Genomic DNA, 17,306 nt, shown 5'->3' on the forward strand with positions numbered 1-17,306 from the left:
TGCCAGAGCGGTTCACGAAGCAGAACCAGGGGGGAGGGGTAACTGCCCGGCAGGTCGGGGTCGTTCTCATGGGAAGTTTCCAGTGGCGGCGTCGATTCTCGCCGCATCCAGCGAGTGGAGTAGGCGCTGAGGCTGGCTTTCTCGACAGAGAGTGAACCCGCAGCGCGTGGATGCCCTGGAGGGCGGGCCCGGGTACTCAGTCCGAGCCCTTGACGCCTGGAGTTGGGGCGAGGTTGGAGCCGCCGGCACTGGCACCGAGAGATTTTCGAGGACCGCGCGAGCGAGGCGTTAAGGTCGGCGCATGAGCATCCCCGACACGATGCGAGCGGTCGTCCTCTCGGCCTACGACGGGCGGCCGGAGTCCTTGAAGGTGGAGGAGCGCCCGGTGCCGAGGCCCGGGCCGGGCGAGGTGCTGGTGCGGCTGGCGGCGGCGCCCATCAACCCCTCGGACCTGATGTTCCTTCGAGGCACGTACGGCGTGAAGAAGCCACTGCCCGCGGTGCCGGGCTTCGAGGGAAGTGGCACGGTGGTGGCCGCGGGAGGCGTAGCCGGGAAGCTGCTGGTGGGCCGGCGGGTGGCGTGTGGCGCCTCGATGCAGGGGGATGGGACATGGGCCGAGTACATCCGGGTGCCATTGGGACAATGCCTGCCGTTGCGCGCACACCTCAGTGACGAGCAGGGGGCCACGCTCTTCGTCAACCCGTTCACGGCGTGGGCGCTGATGGACCTGGCGCGGCAGGGGAAGCACCGGGCGGTGGCGCAGACGGCGGCAGCGAGCGCGCTAGGGCGGATGTTGCTCAAGCTGGCCGCGCGCGAGCGCATCCCCCTGGTGAACGTGGTGCGCCGCAAGGAGAACGCGGAGCTGCTGCGTGGGCTTGGGGCCGAGCACGTGGTGGACAGCAGCGAGCCCGGCTTCGAAGAGCGGCTGCGCGAGCTGTTCCACCGGCTCGGAGTGACGCTGGCGTTCGACGCGGTGGCGGGGCCGATGACGGGGCACTTGTTGGCGGCGATGCCGCCGGGCGGGTGCGTGACGGTGTACGGCGCGTTGTCGGAGGAGGAGAGCCGTATTCCCCCAGGGGCGTTCATCTTCGAGCGCAAGCGGGTGGAGGGCTTCTGGCTGTCGGACTTCTTCCTGAGCGGCTTTGGCCCCAAGCAACTTCGGGCGCTGATGAATGTGCCGGCGCTCGTCGGGCGAGAGATGGAGACGCCGGTGCGGGCGCGCCTGGAGCTGACGAAGGCGCGGGAGGCGGTGAAGCTGGCGGCGGAGGAGATGACGTCCGGGAAGGTGCTGCTCGTCCCAGGCTGAGACAGCTCCCTCTCCCATTGGGAGAGGGAAGGGGTGAGGGTCTACCCTTGAGATGCTACTGCGACCGGATCTCCAGATCGTGGACGATCAACGACGTCCAGATGGGCGTGAAGACGACCTCCCAGGAGCACAGCCGATTCTGGCCGTTGGTCGAGATGATTCCAGTGCACGAAGCTAGCTTGTTGGCGGTGTCACCCGCGGAGATGGTTCCCTTGGCAATCACTCCCTCGTTGGGGCTCAGGGAGAACACGGGGCCGCCACTGTCCCCTTCTCCGGCCGCAGCCAGGTAATCCACCTGCTCCGCCATGACAAGCGGCCCATGCAGGCGCGTGTCATACGAGTAATAGAAGAAGTCCTTCGTCCTCGTGACGATTCCGCACGACACACCACTGTAAGCGCCGGAGGTGCACAGATACTCTCCGACCCAGGGATCGGTGGCGCCGTGAACGGGCTTGGTGAACTCGCCAACGTACACTCCACCATCAAAGATACGCGACCCTGCGTTCGTCACCTTGATGGCAATCGTGTCGTATTCGCTGATCCGCGTCTCGGGGCCGTTGGTGCCGCTGCCTGGAATTGTACCCATGGCATCGTTATTGCCATCCGTGAAGGAGATCCCATTCTGGTAGTAGGAGCAGTGCGCGGCCGTCAGCATGTAGTAGTCATCCGAGAACCAGCCGTCGTACCAGACCCCAAAGCCTGTAGAGCAGCCATTGCCGAACGCACTCCTGGCGGCGGCGCCGCCATACCACGGGGAGCTATCGTCCCAGCGGGACAGTTGCGCGGGTCGCTTGCCTGAGTTCACCTTGATGTGGACCGGTGCGCTCTTGAAAAGCGACATCTGCGCGACTTCTTCAGCCGAGTTTTCTACTTCGACCTTCAGCCCTTGATAGTCCGCCAGCGGCTCGATCCGTGCAATGGTGAGCCCAGGAGTCTCAGAGGCCTGGAGGAAGAGGCGCTTGGCCTCCGCTCGTAGCTCATCCTTCGAATAGGGGACCGTCTCCACCACGACATCCACATCGTTTTGGGCGCTGAGCCTGTCGACGAGCGCCACCACCCCGGCGGGAATCTCCTGTCCTTCCTTCCACCAGAGCTTGACCAGGCCCTTGGGGACGTCCAGGACGATTTCGCCAAAGCCAGTGTCGGGGGTCTGCCTGATGACCGCATCCAACTGCTTGGCGGCATCCGTCAGGGGCAGCTGGGCCTTCATGAGCTGCTCCGCGGATGCATACCCAGAAGGCATGCCCTGGCCTGTGGGGCTGGGCTCGTGCGGGACCACGACGACGTTGCTCGGCGGCGTGGTTTGAGCCGTGGGCTTGTCATCCTGCGCGACTGCGGCTGATCCCACCAGCATGGCAGCCAAGAACATGGGCGTTCGTGCGGCAATCGATGCTTTCACTGCTTCTCCTTGGTTGAGGCTTGATGACAGCCGGTGCTTTTACATTGCGCGTTTCGCAATCACAATATCAATGACATACGAAACATGTGTTGCCATTCATCAGGCGTCCTACTGCTGCTGACTGCTGATACGAGGTGTCCCTGATACGAGGTGTCCCTGATACGAGGTGTCCCTGATACGAGGTGTCCCTGATACGAGGTGTCCGACGTCCTGCCTGGATGTGATTCGGAGACAGCAATGGTTTCAAGGTGGCCACGGAGGACCGCCTCGTCCATTTGGCTACCTCAAGAACATTCCCATGTGCATGCTCGCGAGCGAGAGCATCTCAAGAATTGAGAGAATGAGCTGGGCAGACGTGTGCCGTCAGAAGGCTCTTTCTTCACCAGCCTTCTGCCCTTAATCCAGAGCCCTCATCTCGTATATGTGTCAGGCATTGGTGATATATTCCGACGCGACAAGAATCCACCTCATGGGCATTCCCATCCAATCAAGCAACTTGTGTCACGGCGGAGAAATCCACACGTGATGAAACTGATTGCGGCGTCGGGGCCGGGAAGTATTGGCGGAATGGGGCCCACGGCGGGGAGGCGGGGAGGGGAGGAGGTGGTGGCTGGGGCCCGTAAGGCCGTGCGCGGCGCCGGTGTCGGGGCCGAGCATCCCCTTGGGGCGCACTGCTGCCGCTGAGCCACTCCTCGCCCTCTCCCTCTGGGAGAGGGGCGGGGTGAGGGTCTACCCCTGAGGCTTCTCGCGGGAGATGGGCCCCACCTTGCCCTTGGTGACGCTCAGGTAGTCCGCAGGCGAGAGCACGAGCTGCGTGCCCCGCACACCCGCGGACACGGCGACGACATCGAAGAGCTCGAGCGTCTCGTCCACGTACACGGGGTACTCCTTCTTGCCACCGATGGCCGTGACGCCGCCGCGGATATAGCCCGTGAGCGGCTGCAGCTCCTTGAGCGGCACGGTGTCCACCTTCCGGTCGCCACTCAGGCGCGCGAGCGCCTTGAGATCCAGCTCGCCGTTGCCTGGCACCACGGCCATGAGCACGCCGGTCCGGTCCCCGCGTGCCACGAGCGTCTTGAAGACCTGCTCCGCGGGCATGCCCACCTTGGCGGCCACGGTCTCGGCGGAGAGGTCCTCGGGGTCCACGTCGTACTCGCGCAGCTCGTAGCGGATGCCGAGCGAGTCCAGCAGCCGTGCCGCGTTCGTCTTCACGTGCTTACGCTCCCAGTGCCTGGCGGGCGGCCTTGATGCGGGCCAGGGCTTCCTCGGGTGTGGTGCCCACGGCGGACAGGTGCCCCATCTTCCGGCCCTTGCGCGCCTCGCGCTTGCCATACAGGTGTAGCCGCACGCCGGGCATGGCCAGCACGGCCTCGAACTTCGGCCCGCCTTCGCGCAGCCACAGGTCGCCCAGCAGGTTGACGATGGCCGCGTGCCGCACCACCTCCACCGAGCCCAGCGGCAGGTTGCACACCGCGCGCACCGCCTGCTCGAACTGGCTGGTGAGGCACGCCACCTCCGTGGCGTGGAAGCTGTTGTGCGGGCGCGGTGCCAGCTCGTTCACCAGCAGCCGGCCGTCCTTCAGGAGGAACAGCTCCACCACCAGCAGGCCCTCGACCTCGAGCGCCGTGGCCATGGCCCGGGCGAGCTCCGTCGCCTGGGTGCTCACCTGGGGCGGCACCTGGCCCGGCAGCAGGGACCAGTCGAGAATCCGCTCCTCGTGGTGGTTGTAGGCCGGCGGGTACACCGCCACCTCGCCATTGGGCGAGCGCGCCACCAGCACGGACAGCTCGGCCTCCAGCTCCAACGCGGCCTCTACCACCACGGGACGCTGACCCAGCTCGCGCCAGGCCTCCGGGGCCTCGCTAGCGGACTTCACCTGGTACTGGCCCCGGCCGTCGTAGCCGCCCTCGCAGGACTTCACGAAACAGCGACCGCCCAGCTCCGTGGCCGCCGTGGCCAGGGACTCCTCCAGGTCCGCCTGTTTCCACGGCCCCTGGGGGAAGCCGTGCTTGGCCAGCCAGGCTCGCTGCCGCCCGCGGTTCTGCACCACCTCGAGCACCCCGGGGCCCGGCCTCAGGGGCGCGTGCTGGGCCACGGCGCGCAGGGTGGCCATGGGAATCTTCTCGATCTCCAGTGTCACCACGTCGCACGCGCGTGCCAGCCGGGTGGCGTCCTCCGCGTTGCTGAAGTCGGCCGTGTAGCACTGGTCCACCACGAAGCGCGCCGAGCACGCCGGGTCTGGATCCAACGCCTGCACCTGATAGCCGAGCGTGCGCGCGGACAGCGCCATCATCCGGCCCAGCTGCCCCCCTCCGAGGATGCCGAGCGTGCCGCCCGGCAGGATGGTCCGCTTGTTCATGCGATCTCCCGGTCCCGGAGCACCTCGTCGGTGCGGGCCTGCCGCCAGGCGGCGAGTCGCGCGCGGAGCTCCGGGTACTTGAGCGACAGGATGGAGGCGGCGTACAGCGCGGCGTTGATGGCCCCCGGCTTGCCAATGGCCATGGTCCCCACCGGCACGCCCTTGGGCATCTGCACGATGGACATCAACGCGTCGAAGCCGTTGAGCACCGTCGCGGGGATGGGCACGCCGAGCACCGGCAGCAGCGTCTTGCTCGCCACCATGCCCGGCAGGTGGGCCGCGCCCCCCGCCGCCGCGATGATGACGGACAGCCCTCGTGGCTCCGCCGTCTCCGCGTATTGGATCATCCAGTCCGGCGTGCGATGGGCCGACACCACCCGCACCTCATGCGGGATGCCCAGCTCCTTCAACACGTCGATGCCGGGGCGCAGGTGCTCCAGATCGCTCTTGCCCCCCATGATGACGCCCACCCACGGTGTGTCCGCGCTCAAGCTCTCGCCTCCGGTGCGCCCTCCTGGTGGCTCCAGGAGGTGCGACGAACGCGGAGATAGGGTGGGGCGATTCCACAGGTCAACCGGAAGCGTACGGCGGCCAGGTGAAATCCAGGGGCTGGGGTCCTCTCCTGGCCCCCGGACTGGCAACCCGGGAGCGTCGATACCCTCACCCCGGGGGGCTTGCCCCCCTTTGAACGACGGGGGGATCCTCTCCCGAGGGGAGAGGGGAGGGGGCTCGAGGGGAGGACACTCGGGGGCCGGTGTTTGGGGAGTAGGGACTCCTCAGTAGGTGGAGCCGAGCTTGCCGAAGCTCTTCATGGCCTTGCTCTTCGTGCGCTTCACCGCCGCCCCCACGGACTCGTCGTCGGACGCCTGCTCGTACTCCTGCAGCACGGCCTTCTGCTCCTCCAGGTCCGCCGCCACCGCCGCCGGGCTCGCCACCGCGCCCGCCTGCTCGAAGAGGGCCTGGTTCTGCATCACGTAGCCCTTCGCCTCCTCCTTGCGTCCGTCCCGCAGCGCCTGGGCCGCCATCTTCAGGTTCTTCGCGCTCATCGCCCGCGTCGCGTACACCGTGGCGTCCTTGTCCTGCCGCGCGAGCACCTCCTCGCGCCGCTCCGTCACCATCGCCGACAGGCTCGCCGTGCTCTCCACCCCCGCCTCCTTCAGCAGGTCCGCGTACGCCAGCTTCAGCCCCGTGACGTCCACCGCGCTCCCCGCGCTCGTGCCCACCACCGTCAGCCTCGCCACCACGCGCTCCACCTGGCCCGAGGAGAAGTCCGGCAGCGGCACCCGCACCGTGCGTCCCGCCTGCGACGCGCGGTAGCCCAGCACCTCACCCAGCGTCACTCCCTCGGGCAGCTGGAAGGTCAGCTCCACGTTGCGCGCCACGCTCGTGGACGCCTGCTGCAGGTCCTTCTGGAACAGCGAGGCCAGCTGCCCGGCGTCCTCCAGGAAGCCGTACGCGCCCGCCCCGTACTCGGCGAAGCCCTGCATCAGGTCCTCGTTGAAGTCCGTCCCCACTCCGATGGAGCTCACCGTCACTCCCTCGGCGCGGATGTTCTTCACCAGCTCCGTCAGGCTCGCGTCGTCGGTGATGCCCTCGGTGGCCTGACCATCGCTCAGCAGGATGATGCGGTTGACCGAGTAGTCGCCCCGGCCGGCCGTCACGTGCGAGCGGCCCGCGTGCAGCCCCGCGCCGATGTTGGTGCCGCCGTCGTCCCAGATGCCCTCGATATACTGCAGCATCCGCTCACGGTTGGCGGGCGAGGCCGGCAGGCTCGGCAGGCTCTTCACGTCCGAGCCGTAGTGCACGATGGCCAGCCGGTCCTCCGGGCCCAGCAGCCCCACGAGGTGCCGCGCGGCCTGCTTGGCCTGTTGCAGCTTGTAGCCGCTCATGGAGCCCGAGCGGTCGATGACCACCGCCAGGTTCACCGGGGTGCGCTTGGAGCCCGGGACCTCCACGCCGGTGATGTCCACCGTCACGAAGAGATCCGAGGTCCCCGGGGTGATGTAGGGGTGCGACAGCCGGCTCGTCATGGTCAACGAGCCGTTGGACGCGGTGGCGGGCTTGGGCGGGGTGACCGGCGTGGCGGGGTGGGGCGGCGCCAGGTGCGGCAGGCCCAGCACCAGGGCGGTGAGGGCGAGGCCGGCGGCCAGGGAGACGAAAGCGACCGTCTTGTTCATGACAGAGGGCTCCTTGCGGCGAGGGCCCTACTGTCGACGTACGGCGCGCGAAAAAGTTCTTTTCCGCCGCGCCGGAAGTGTCAGGTTCCCTCTTCGAGGGGGTTACCCGCGCAGAAGTAGGGCGAATTGTTGTCGCCGAACGTTGCCTGGTACGTCGCTGGGTCGTTCTGGCGCAGGTCATCCAGCGCCTTCTGATCCAGCAGCAGGGCGCGGCAGCTCATGCGGTCCTTCACCGCCGGGTGCGCATCCGGGTCGGTGATGGTGCAGGGATCCACCAGCTCGCCCTGCACGCACGCAGTGCTGCAGTAGCCAACGACCTGCCCGTTATCGGCCATCTCGAGGGGCATGTCCGCGTCCTTCACGCAGACCAGGTCCTCACAGTCCAGCGAGCCGAAGGAGATGAAGTCCTGGCCCTCCGACACATCAGTGGCCAAGACGGGGTCCGACTCTCTACCGGAGCCCTCGGGGGCCTTCTTCACCAGCAGGCACCGCTTCCCGATATCGGAATTGACCTTGCACCCGCCGAACAGCAGCACGGCGCTCACCAGCAGGGCCAGACGCGAAGACATCGACGTGCACCTCATGAGACACATGTGGGCGGCCACCGTAACACAGTGCCTCCCCAGGCCAACCGGTACCGTGGTCGCATGGATGCTCACTCTGCGAGAGTGCCGGACACTCCCCCTGCAACTATACCGAGTGGATACACAAGGAGCCCTTGCGCACATCCGCCGCGTGCATACAGAGGGAGCAGGCGAGCGGAGTTCGGTTGATGGGTTGTGAGAGTGACGGGTAGGATGGGCCGCGCATCAGCCTCCGATTTCTTCGAAGGTATCGGTGGGCGGACGCCCCCATGACACGGAGCTCCCGGAAGTGAATCGCCTCCAGGCCATCGTGCTCGCGCTGTGCATCGCGCCAGCATCGGCATTTGCCCAGAACCAAGATACGGGGCTCGGACTCGATCTGAGCAGTGATCAAAAGCCCCAAGAAGAGACCGAGAACGCCGCGGAGCCGCCCACGGAGGAGCTGCCCCCGCTGCCCTCCACGGAGGCGGAGCCACCCCCGGCCGAGCCGCTCTCGCCGGCCGAGCGCGACGTCACGCTCGACGACCGCGTCAAGAGCGTGCAGCGCAAGGTGTACCTCAAGAAGGGTCGCTTCGAGGTGACACCTCTGGTCACCCTGTCGGTGAACGACCCGTACTACACGAAGCTGGGCGGCGCGGTGCGCGGCGCCTTCTACCTGGCGGACACGCTGGCCATCGGCGGGCGCTTCTCCGTGATGCAGGTGCTGCCCGAGGACGACGTGCGCATCGCCAAGCGCACCTTCGACAGCCGCATCTTCTTCTCGGTGCCCCAGTGGTCGGCCATGGGCAACGTGGAGTGGAGCCCGCTCTACGGCAAGGTGGCCTTCCTCAACGACATCCTCCACTTCGATGCCTACCTCCTGGGCGGCCTCGGCGTGGTGAACACCCGGACGTCCAGCGTGGAGGTGTCCCCCGGAGTGAGCCGCGGCCCCAGCTTCGCCGCGGACCTCGGCCTGGGCCTGCGCTTCGTCGCCCGTGACTACCTCGCGGTGAACGTGGCGCTCATCAACACGTCCTACGTGGACCAGCCCCTCAACACCAGCAAGGGCGCCACCCAGAACCTCATGACCCTCAATGCCGGCATCTCCTTCTTCTTCCCGATGAAGTCGACCGGTCGGGAGTCCGAATGAAGACCGCCACCCGTCTGCTGATCGCGCTCTGTCTGGCGCCCGTGCCCGCCCTGGCCCAGGACGCGGCGCCCGCGCCTGCTGCTCCTGCGCCCGCGAAGCCCGCGCCCGCGAAGCCAGCCTCCGCCACCACGTCCGGTTCCTCCGAGCAGGAGGCCGGCGACGTGTCGGAGGTGGACAAGGATCGCCTCGGCCCTCTGCGCGAGCGCGTCCGTCCTGTCTCCGGCCACCTCTTCCTCAAGCAGGGGCGCTTCGAGTTCAGCCCGTCGGCCACGCTCTCCATCAAGGATGCCTTCTTCTCGAAGTACATCCTGGGCGGCACGCTCACCTACCACCCCACGGAGACGCTGGGGGTGAGCCTGCGCGCCGGCTACTCCCTCAACACGGTGGCCAGCGCGGCGCAGATCTGCACCTTCTCCAGCGGCGCGGATGGCGGCACCACCCGCGGCTGCCGCAGGCCCACCTATGCGGAGCTGGATGGCGAGGCTCCCGGGCAGCTGACCCTGATGGGCGGAATCGACGCCCAGTGGGCCCCCATCTACGGGAAGATCTCCCTGATGGCCGAGCAGTTCCTGCACTTCGACCTGTACGGTGTCGTGGGTGCCACGGCGGTGCAGTACCGCGGGCCCTCCAAGGCGGCGGAGCTCACCGCGGGCGGCAACGTCGGCGTCGGCATGCGCTTCTTCCTCAACCGCTGGGTGACGGTGCGCACCGAGTTCCGCGACCTCATCTACGTCGAGAAGGCCCTCAACCCGTCCACCACGCTGCGCAACCAGCTGCTCTTCGAGCTGGGTGTGTCCTTCTTCTTCCCCTCCGCCCATCCCGAGTCATGAAACGTCTGCTCCGGCCCCTCTGTCTCGCAACCCTCGGGCTTTCGCTGGCGTGGGCGACGCCCTCGCCCGCTCAGAGCTTCGAGGGCTTGGACCTCTCCCAGCCGTCCAAGAAGAAGAAGAAGAAGCCCACCCGCAAGCCGCCGCGTGGCAAGAAGCCCACGGCTGCCCAGCCCGCCGAGGACGAGTCCGACGAGTCGGACTCGGGTGACACCTCAGCCACCACGACCACCACCCCGGCCGACACGGGCACGGCGGTGTCCACTCCCGCGGCTCCCGCGGCGCAGGATCCGTCGGCCAACCCGGGCATGGGGTTGGATCTGACGGCGGACACTCCCACCCAGCCCAAGGCCGCGCCCACCATGTCCTTCGACGCGGTGGACGTGTCCGGCAAGAGCGGTGATCGCCAGCGTCTGGACGTGGCCATCGCGCTCTTCAAGAACGAGGAGTACGAGAAGGCGGCGATGAGCTCCTTCGAGATGCTCCAGGACGCCAAGCTCGCCGGCCTCCACCTGGAGGCGCGCTACGTGATGGCCAAGGCCCTCTACCGCATGGGCCTCTACCACTCGTCGCTGGGCGAGTTCTCGAAGATCCTCGCCGTGGGTCCCGAGACGAAGTTCTTCCGCACCAGCCTGGAGTGGCTCTTCTTCATCAGCCGCAAGACGAAGAACGAGAACGTCATCCTGGATGAGATTGCGCGCTACGCGAACCAGGAGTTCCCCGAGCGCTTCCGCAGCGAGTTCCACTACCTGCTGGCCCGTTACCACTTCGTGCGTGGCAAGGCGCTGGACCAGGTGGGCCGTGCGGAGGACGCGGACAAGAGCTTCAACGAGGTGAAGCGGCTCACGCTGCTCATCCCCAAGACGGACGTCTTCTACCCGCGGGCCAAGTACCTCGAGGGCCTGTCCTTCTTCCGCTTCGGCAACCGCGCCACCAACGCCGCCGCCAGGCGCACGGACCTCAACACCCTGGGTGCCATCGAGGCCATGAAGGAGATCATCCGCGTCACCCGCTCTGGCGCGGGTCTGGACGCGGAGCAGGCCGTGGCCAACCAGAAGCTGCGCGAGCTGGCCTTCATGCAGCTGGCCCGTACCCACTACGGCATGCAGCAGAACCGCTACGCCCTCTTCTATTTCAACAAGGTGGAGCGCGGCACGTCGCAGTGGCTGGAGTCCATGTTCGAGGCCAGCTGGGCCAACTACCGCGTGGGCCAGTACGAGCAGGCGCTCGGCAACCTGATCACGCTGTCCTCGCCCTTCTTCCGCGAGGAGTACTTCCCCGAGGCGATGATCCTCAAGGCGGTCATCTATTACGAGAACTGCCGCTACCGGGAATCCAGCCTCATCCTCCAGGACTTCGAGCGCACCTACCTGCCGGTGCATGACCAGCTCGAGCTCATCACCAAGAAGCAGCTGGAGGCGAGCGAGTACTACGGCGTGCTCTCCGACGTGCAGAAGAAGAACAAGGAGGGGCTGGAGAAGGGCGAGACGGACGTCATCCTCGAGCGCATCCTCCGGCTGGCCCTCACGGACCAGGACCTGAAGAAGACGAACGAGTCCATCCTCGAGCTGGAGACGGAGATGGACACCTTCTCGGAGAAGGGGGACACGTTCCGCTACTCCGAGCTGTCCAAGCAGCTGCTCGAGGGCCTGAAGGTGCAGCGCACCGCCCTCATCGAGAAGGCCGGCATCATGGCCAAGGGCAAGCTGGAGGCGGAGCTGGTGTCGCTCAAGCAGCTGCTCGCCAACGGTCTGCGCATCAAGTTCGAGACCGTCACCAAGGAGAAGGAGTTCCTGGAGGAGCAGCTCAAGGCCGGCGGCCAGGTCTCCGTCGTCAAGAAGTACAGGTTCTCGGTGGCCGTAGCGGACGACCAGCTCTACTGGCCGTACGAGGGCGAGTACTGGCGCGACGAGCTGGGCACCTACCAGTACACGATGACGAAGGGCTGCATCCAGCGCGACACCGCCAACCGGACCATCCAGGCCAGCGAGAGCAACTGAGCCTGGACCGCCAGGGCTCCCCCCCTCGGGTGGGAGCCTGCTGGCACCGTTCTTCACCAGGGGCTGGATCCGAGTGGATCCAGCCCCTTTTCGTTTGCCACGAACGTGTAAGATAGCGACGTCATGGCCACCAAGCTCATCACCATTGCGTTCGACGTGATGGGGAGCGACCACGGCCCCGCGGAGATTGTCAGGGGCGCCGCGCAGCTCTCGTTGGAGTCACCACACATCCACACGTTGTTGGTGGGGGATAGAGCCCTCATTGATGACGCGCTCGCCGAGACCAAGCACAGTGGCGAGCGCATCTCGGTGCAACATGCCTCCGAGTACGTGGGCATGGACGAGAAGCCCGGGGAGGCGCTGGCGCGCAAGCCGGACGCGTCCGTGTCGGTGGCGGCGCGGCTGGTGGCGGAGGGCGAGGCGGATGCGCTCGTGTCCGCCGGCAACACGGGGGCCTGCGTGCTCTCGTGCGCCCGCCACTTCAAGCTGCTCCCGGGAGTGCGGCGCGCGGCGCTGGCGGCGGTGTACCCCACCCGGGACAGGCACGGACAGAAGGCGGATCCGTTCTCGCTCATCCTCGACGTGGGCGCCACGGTGGAGGCCACCGCGGAGGACCTGGTGACGTTCGCGGTGATGGGGGCCGCGTACGCGCGCATCATCTCGCGCAACGAGAACCCCAAGGTGGCGCTGCTGTCCAACGGCACCGAGCCCAACAAGGGGCCGCGCCAGGTGGTGGAGGCGCATGCGGCGCTCTCGGCCATGAGCGGGCTCCAGTTCATCGGGAACGTGGAGGGCGTGGACATCCCCAAGGGCACCGCGGACGTGGTTGTCACCGACGGCTTCGTGGGCAATGTGTGCCTGAAGATGCTCGAGGGCGTGCACGACACGGTGATGGACCTGGCCCAGTACGCCTATAAGGAGAGCCTGCGCTGGCGGGCCGGCCTGGCGATGCTGTCCGGCGGCATCCAGCGCATCAAGGACATCACCGACTGGGAGCAGTACGGGGGAGCACCGGTGCTCGGGTTCGATCGCATCTTCATCAAGGCCCATGGACGCTCGAAGGCACGGGCCATCGCCAACGCCGGCAAGGTGGCCGCCAAGGCAGCGGCCAATGACTTGGGCAAGGCCATCCAGCAGGGTCTGGCACGGTGAGTCTTCCGGACCGTATCGATCCCAGGCCCCCGCGGCGCATCTACCGCTGGGACCTGGACAAGACGTACCTGCAGACGGAGTTCGATTCGCTCCGGGATCTGTTGCGCACGGCTTTCCAGAAGGCCCACGAGAAGCAGGCCGTGCCGGGCGCCTCCGCGCTCATCCGCGAGCTGGCCTCCAACGGGGACTCGCGGCTGTGCATCGTCTCTGGAAGCCCCAAGCAGCTTCGCTCGGTGCTGGAGGAGAAGCTCAAGCTGGACGGGGTGGTGTGGGACGAGTTCGTCCTCAAGGACAACGTGGGCAACCTGATGCGTGGGCGCTTCCGGGCCCTGCGCGGGCAGGTGGGCTACAAGCTGCCCGCCATCCTGGAGAGCCGCGCCAACGCACCCGTGGAGGCCGAGGAGGTGCTCTTCGGCGATGACGCCGAGGCGGATGCCTTCATCTACTCGCTCTATGCGGACATGATCGCCGGGCGCGTGGACGAGCGGGTGCTGAAGCAGATTCTGGATGCGGCCGCGGTGTACCCGGACGAGGCCGAGCGGGTGCGCGCCGCGTGGAAGAAGACGCCAGTGGCCGACCCCGTGCGGCGCATCTTCATCCACCTGGACCGGCTGACGCCTCCAGCGCACTTCGCCAACTACGGCCCGCGCGTGGTGCCCGTCTTCAACTACTTCCAGGCCGCGTTGGTGCTGCTGGCCGATGGACACCTGACGGCCCCGCAGGTCATCAAGATCGCGGTGGAGATGGTGCAGTCGGCGGGGCACAACATCGTCACGCTGTCCAACTCGTTCCAGGATCTGCTGCGCCGGGGTCTGCCGCTGCAACAGGCGGCGGCGGCGCTGGTGCAGGCCCTGGAGGGGCCTAACGCGCTCATGCAGGCGCTGCGGCCGATGCCGGACATCATCTCGGCGTTCACCAAGCGGCTGGCCGCACTGGGTACGCCGCCGCCGCCGCCGCCGGTGCAGGCGGTGGACTACCTGGAGCTCATCCACCACGCGCTCCCGCGCACGCATAAGGCGCGCAAGACGCAGTAGGGTGGGGCCTCGCGAGCGGGAGACACGGGAATGAGGGCCATTGTCACGGGTGCCAACGGCACCGTCGGCTCACGGCTGTGCGAGGACCTGCGGCGTCATGGCGTCGAGGTGGTCTGCTGGGACCGCGGCAGCGTCCCCGTGGATGATTACTGGGCCATGGATCGTTTCGTGCGCTCGGTGGCGCCGGACGTGTTGTTCCACCTGGCTACGGCGTCACAGCCCACGGGGCGGTCCAACGAGTCCTGGCTCATCAACTACGAGTGGACGAGCGAGCTGGCGTGGATCACCCGTCAGCAGGGCGTGCGCTTCGTGTTCTCCAGCACGGCGATGGTGTTCTCGAACCACGCGCGGGGGCCCTTCACGGTGGACTCGGAGCCGGAGGCCCCCGAGGGCTACGGGTACGAGAAGCGGCGCGCGGAGGCGCGGGCCTTCGAGCAGAACCCCGAGGCTCGCGTGGTGCGGCTGGGGTGGCAGATCGACGATCAGCCCTCGGGCAACAACATGGTGGCCTCGCTGGAGGCGCAGATGCGCGAGCGGGGCAGGGTGGAGGCGAGCACGCGGTGGTTTCCCGCCTGCTCCTTCCTGGATGACACCGTGAGGGCCCTGCAGGCGCTCGCGTGGGCGGAGCCAGGGCTCTACCTGCTCGACGCGAACGAGCAGTGGACGCACTACGAGATCGTCCTCGCGCTGAACGAGCGGTATGGCGGCCGGTGGCAGGTGGAGCCCACCGAGCACTTCGTGTTCGACCAGCGGATGATGGACGACCGGGTGGTGCTGCCCTCGCTCAAGGCCCGGCTGCCGGGCCTGCGCTGAGGTCCGTGGCCCTTCAGGCCGACACCGCGTCCTCTGAGTCGAGGTCCTCTGGTGCCGCCTGGGGGATGGGCAGGGTGATGCGGAAGGTGCTGCCCCGTCCCACTTCGCTCTCCACCGTGATGTCGCCCCCCATGCCCGTCACGATGCCGTGGCAGATGGAGAGCCCCAGGCCCGTTCCCATCCCCACCGGCTTGGTGGTGAAGAAGGGATCGAAGATCCGGTCACGGACCTCGGGGGGGATGCCGCTTCCCGTGTCCAGCACCTCGATGACAACGTGCCCGGCGATGGCGCGCAGCCGTACGCGCACCTCGTTGTCTCCGGGCCGTCCGTCGGGAATGGCATGGGCGGCGTTGATGAGCAGGTTGAGCAGGACCTGTCCCAGCCGTCCCTCGCTCGCCCGCACCACAGGCACCGGCTCCAGCTCCTTCACCAGGCGCGCGCGGTGGCGCAGCTCGTGGCGCACCAGGCCCAAGCTCGACTCGATGACCCCGCGCACGTCCACGTCGGAGAGCTGCTCGCCTTCGTCGCGCGAGAGCGTCCGCAGGTCGCGCACGATGTGCCGCACCCGCTCCGCCCCCTGCTTCGTCTCGCGCAGCACATCCTCCATCTCGCTCAGCCGATCCCTCGGCAGCTCACTCCGGAGCAGCTGGCACTCCTCCTCGAGGAAGCCGAGGTTGGAGAGGACGAAGGCGAGCGGGTTGTTGATTTCATGCGCCACGCCGGACGCCAGCGTCCCCACGCTCGCCAGCCGATCAGCGAGCAGCAGGCGGGCCTGCATCTGCTTGCGCTCGGTGATGTTGCGCGCGCTCACCACTGTTGCCGGCTCGCCGTCGAAGAGCAGCCGCATCGCGCTGAGCTCCGCTGACATCATCGGTCCGCGCGTTCGGAGGAAGCGCACCTCGCGCGTGGTGGCGGGGCCTTTCTCCAGTGAGCCCTCGAGCACCGTGGCGGCCTCGGCCCGGTCATCCAGGTGGATCAGCTCCAGCAGCGACATTCCGGCGACGTCCTCCACCGAGCGCTGATCCAAGAAGGCGAGCCCCGCCGGGTTGATGTAGAGCAGGCGGCCCCCCCGGTGCGCGAAGATGGCCTCGGGCAGTCCCTCGATGAGCGCGCGGAAGCTCTCCTCGGAGCGGCGCAGCGCCTTCTCGGCCTGCTTGCGCGCGGTGATGTCGATCGACACGCCTCCGAGCAGTTGGCGGCCGTTCGTATCGCGCAGGAGGAACTTGTGGTTGAGCCAGTAATGTGGCGTTCCGTCCGGCGCGGGCACGACCTGCTCGGACTGGAGGGGCTGCCCGGTGGAGAGCACGGCCTTGTCCTCCCGCCGCAACCGCGCGGCCGTCATCGCTGGCAGCAGCTCGGCGTCCGTGCGCCCTCGCAGCGACTCCATGTCGCATTGGAAGAACCGGGCACAGGATTCGTTCACCCACACCCGCCGGCCCTCTGAGTCCTTCATGAAGGCCAGCACCGGGCTGTGGTTCATGAACGACTGGAAGAGCTCCTGGCTCTGTTGGAGCGCCGCGAGCGTGGTGGCCAGCTCGTCCACCAGCGTCTGCTTGGCCTCGAACTCGGCGGCGTTGCTCATCGCCGCGCCCAGCAACCGGCCCATCATCTCGAGCGTCCGGACGTCGAGATCATCGTAGGCGTTGGGCTCCGGGTAGCTGACGTTGATTGCCCCCACGGTGCTCCCGATGCGGCGCAACGGGACGATGATCATCGAGCGGATGCCGGTGGCGCGCGTGGCGGCCACGTTCACCCGCGGGTCATCCTCGGTGTCACGGGTGTGGAGCACCTCGCCGCGCAGGATGCTCATGCCCGTGAGGCTGTGGGAGAGCTTCAGCCGGAAGCCCCGGTGGGGCATCGAGTTGCCGTGCGTCACCTCGTAGACGAGCTCGTCGCCTTCGGCCAGCGCCACCGCCGTTCCGGACGCACCGCACAACCGCATGGCGCGCTCGGCGATGAGCGACATCACCTTCCCCAGCTCGAGCCCGGCGTTCGCGATCTCGCTCTGCGTCTGGATGATCGCCGACAGCCGATCGTGCACGTCCCGCGAGCGGGGGTCCTCCACGGGCGCCTGCATCCCGACCTTCCTGCGCCGGGCGAGCCACTCGATCCGGTTCTGGAGCTGGGCCGGCTCGAAGGGCATGAGCAGGAAGTCATCCACCGCCGCGGCCAGCAGCGCATCCAGGGGCACCTGCTCCGCCGAGGCGGGGACGACCGCGAGCAAGAAGGGCCGGGGCCGCACCTCCGCGGTGCTGAGTCGGGCCATGTCCTCGGCCACCGAATTGCTGGTGCCCACCACCAGCACCCCCTCCACGCCCTGGAGCAGTGCGCCCACCTGTTCGACTCCCGGTGCATGGCGCACCTCGTGTCCCCAGCCCGACAGGAGCTGGCCCACGGAGCACTCGACTTGTGGACTGACGAGGAGCAGTTTCATGGTGAGCGCCGCGGGCGGTTCCTGGTGCGCAGCCGAGGGCAAAACCAAGGCGCGACCGTGCTGGCTCCGCCCACTCGATCCATGTGCTCGCG

General features: G+C 67.5%; 14 protein-coding genes. 7 read left to right on the forward strand and 7 right to left on the reverse strand.

Annotated elements, in window-relative coordinates; translation table 11 throughout:
• Nucleotides 1-301: 301 nt before the first annotated feature.
• Entirely contained in the window at nucleotides 302-1,306 is a 1,005-nt protein-coding gene (locus OV287_RS18285; RefSeq protein WP_267535319.1) for a zinc-binding dehydrogenase, read from the forward strand.
• A 55-nt stretch (nucleotides 1,307-1,361) separates the two neighbouring features.
• Here OV287_RS18285 and OV287_RS18290 read toward each other — a convergent pair whose 3' ends face one another.
• From OV287_RS18290 to cglC, 6 genes are all read right to left on the reverse strand, one after another.
• Entirely contained in the window at nucleotides 1,362-2,705 is a 1,344-nt protein-coding gene (locus OV287_RS18290) for a S1 family peptidase (RefSeq protein ID WP_267535320.1), read from the reverse strand.
• Nucleotides 2,706-3,434: 729 nt separating this feature from the next.
• The gene (gene ybaK / locus OV287_RS18295) at nucleotides 3,435-3,917 is read right to left on the reverse strand and encodes a Cys-tRNA(Pro) deacylase (protein ID WP_267535321.1); all 483 of its coding nucleotides are present in this window, start codon (nucleotides 3,915-3,917) and stop codon (nucleotides 3,435-3,437) included.
• Between the two features lie 4 nt (nucleotides 3,918-3,921).
• Nucleotides 3,922-5,064, reverse strand: a complete 1,143-nt coding sequence (gene purK, locus OV287_RS18300) for a 5-(carboxyamino)imidazole ribonucleotide synthase (protein ID WP_267535322.1) — start codon at nucleotides 5,062-5,064, stop codon at nucleotides 3,922-3,924.
• On the reverse strand, nucleotides 5,061-5,522 hold the full coding sequence (gene purE / locus OV287_RS18305) for a 5-(carboxyamino)imidazole ribonucleotide mutase (protein WP_267542363.1): 462 nt from the start codon (nucleotides 5,520-5,522) through the stop codon (nucleotides 5,061-5,063). Before purE ends, purK begins: the two co-directional genes overlap by 4 nt.
• Nucleotides 5,523-5,840: 318 nt before the next feature.
• Entirely contained in the window at nucleotides 5,841-7,241 is a 1,401-nt protein-coding gene (locus OV287_RS18310; protein WP_267535323.1) for a vWA domain-containing protein, read from the reverse strand.
• Nucleotides 7,242-7,321: 80 nt separating this feature from the next.
• Nucleotides 7,322-7,810: an adventurous gliding motility lipoprotein CglC gene (gene cglC, locus OV287_RS18315; RefSeq protein ID WP_267535324.1), complete on the reverse strand. Its 489-nt coding sequence runs from the start codon at nucleotides 7,808-7,810 to the stop codon at nucleotides 7,322-7,324.
• A gap of 304 nt (nucleotides 7,811-8,114) precedes the next feature.
• Here cglC and OV287_RS18320 point away from each other — a divergent pair, with 304 nt between their 5' ends.
• The 6 genes from OV287_RS18320 (at nucleotide 8,115) to OV287_RS18345 (ending at nucleotide 14,780) form a co-directional block, all read left to right on the forward strand.
• The gene (locus OV287_RS18320) at nucleotides 8,115-8,954 is read left to right on the forward strand and encodes an outer membrane beta-barrel domain-containing protein (RefSeq protein WP_267535325.1); all 840 of its coding nucleotides are present in this window, start codon (nucleotides 8,115-8,117) and stop codon (nucleotides 8,952-8,954) included.
• A complete protein-coding gene (locus tag OV287_RS18325) occupies nucleotides 8,951-9,784 on the forward strand; it encodes an outer membrane beta-barrel domain-containing protein (RefSeq protein ID WP_267535326.1) in 834 nt (277 codons plus the stop codon). Before OV287_RS18320 ends, OV287_RS18325 begins: the two co-directional genes overlap by 4 nt.
• Nucleotides 9,781-11,781: an adventurous gliding motility protein GltC gene (gene gltC / locus OV287_RS18330; protein WP_267535327.1), complete on the forward strand. Its 2,001-nt coding sequence runs from the start codon at nucleotides 9,781-9,783 to the stop codon at nucleotides 11,779-11,781. Before OV287_RS18325 ends, gltC begins: the two co-directional genes overlap by 4 nt.
• A gap of 123 nt (nucleotides 11,782-11,904) precedes the next feature.
• Nucleotides 11,905-12,933: a phosphate acyltransferase PlsX gene (gene plsX, locus OV287_RS18335; protein WP_267535328.1), complete on the forward strand. Its 1,029-nt coding sequence runs from the start codon at nucleotides 11,905-11,907 to the stop codon at nucleotides 12,931-12,933.
• On the forward strand, nucleotides 12,930-13,967 hold the full coding sequence (locus OV287_RS18340) for a phosphatase domain-containing protein (RefSeq protein ID WP_267535329.1): 1,038 nt from the start codon (nucleotides 12,930-12,932) through the stop codon (nucleotides 13,965-13,967). The genes plsX and OV287_RS18340 overlap by 4 nt, the downstream gene beginning before the upstream one ends.
• Before the next feature lie 30 nt (nucleotides 13,968-13,997).
• A complete protein-coding gene (locus OV287_RS18345) occupies nucleotides 13,998-14,780 on the forward strand; it encodes a sugar nucleotide-binding protein (RefSeq protein ID WP_267535330.1) in 783 nt (260 codons plus the stop codon).
• 13 nt (nucleotides 14,781-14,793) lie between these two features.
• On the opposite strand, the gene OV287_RS18350 is transcribed toward OV287_RS18345, so the two are convergent.
• Nucleotides 14,794-17,214, reverse strand: a complete 2,421-nt coding sequence (locus OV287_RS18350) for a PAS domain-containing protein (protein WP_267535331.1) — start codon at nucleotides 17,212-17,214, stop codon at nucleotides 14,794-14,796.
• Between the last annotated feature and the right edge of the window lie 92 nt (nucleotides 17,215-17,306).

Origin of the sequence: Archangium lansingense, from assembly GCF_026626635.1 — a bacterium.
Classification (GTDB): domain Bacteria; phylum Myxococcota; class Myxococcia; order Myxococcales; family Myxococcaceae; genus Archangium; species Archangium lansingense.

Bases quoted from the DNA above. Each gene is read 5' to 3' on its own strand.
- OV287_RS18310 (WP_267535323.1), bottom strand. From the start codon at position 7,241: ATGAACAAGACGGTCGCTTTCGTCTCCCTGGCCGCCGGCCTCGCCCTC.
- OV287_RS18325 (WP_267535326.1), top strand. From the start codon at position 8,951: ATGAAGACCGCCACCCGTCTGCTGATCGCGCTCTGTCTGGCGCCCGTG.
- OV287_RS18350 (WP_267535331.1), bottom strand. From the start codon at position 17,214: ATGAAACTGCTCCTCGTCAGTCCACAAGTCGAGTGCTCCGTGGGCCAG.
- plsX (WP_267535328.1), top strand. From the start codon at position 11,905: ATGGCCACCAAGCTCATCACCATTGCGTTCGACGTGATGGGGAGCGAC.
- OV287_RS18285 (WP_267535319.1), top strand. From the start codon at position 302: ATGAGCATCCCCGACACGATGCGAGCGGTCGTCCTCTCGGCCTACGAC.
- OV287_RS18345 (WP_267535330.1), top strand. From the start codon at position 13,998: ATGAGGGCCATTGTCACGGGTGCCAACGGCACCGTCGGCTCACGGCTG.
- cglC (WP_267535324.1), bottom strand. From the start codon at position 7,810: ATGTCTTCGCGTCTGGCCCTGCTGGTGAGCGCCGTGCTGCTGTTCGGC.
- gltC (WP_267535327.1), top strand. From the start codon at position 9,781: ATGAAACGTCTGCTCCGGCCCCTCTGTCTCGCAACCCTCGGGCTTTCG.
- purK (WP_267535322.1), bottom strand. From the start codon at position 5,064: ATGAACAAGCGGACCATCCTGCCGGGCGGCACGCTCGGCATCCTCGGA.
- purE (WP_267542363.1), bottom strand. From the start codon at position 5,522: ATGGGGGGCAAGAGCGATCTGGAGCACCTGCGCCCCGGCATCGACGTG.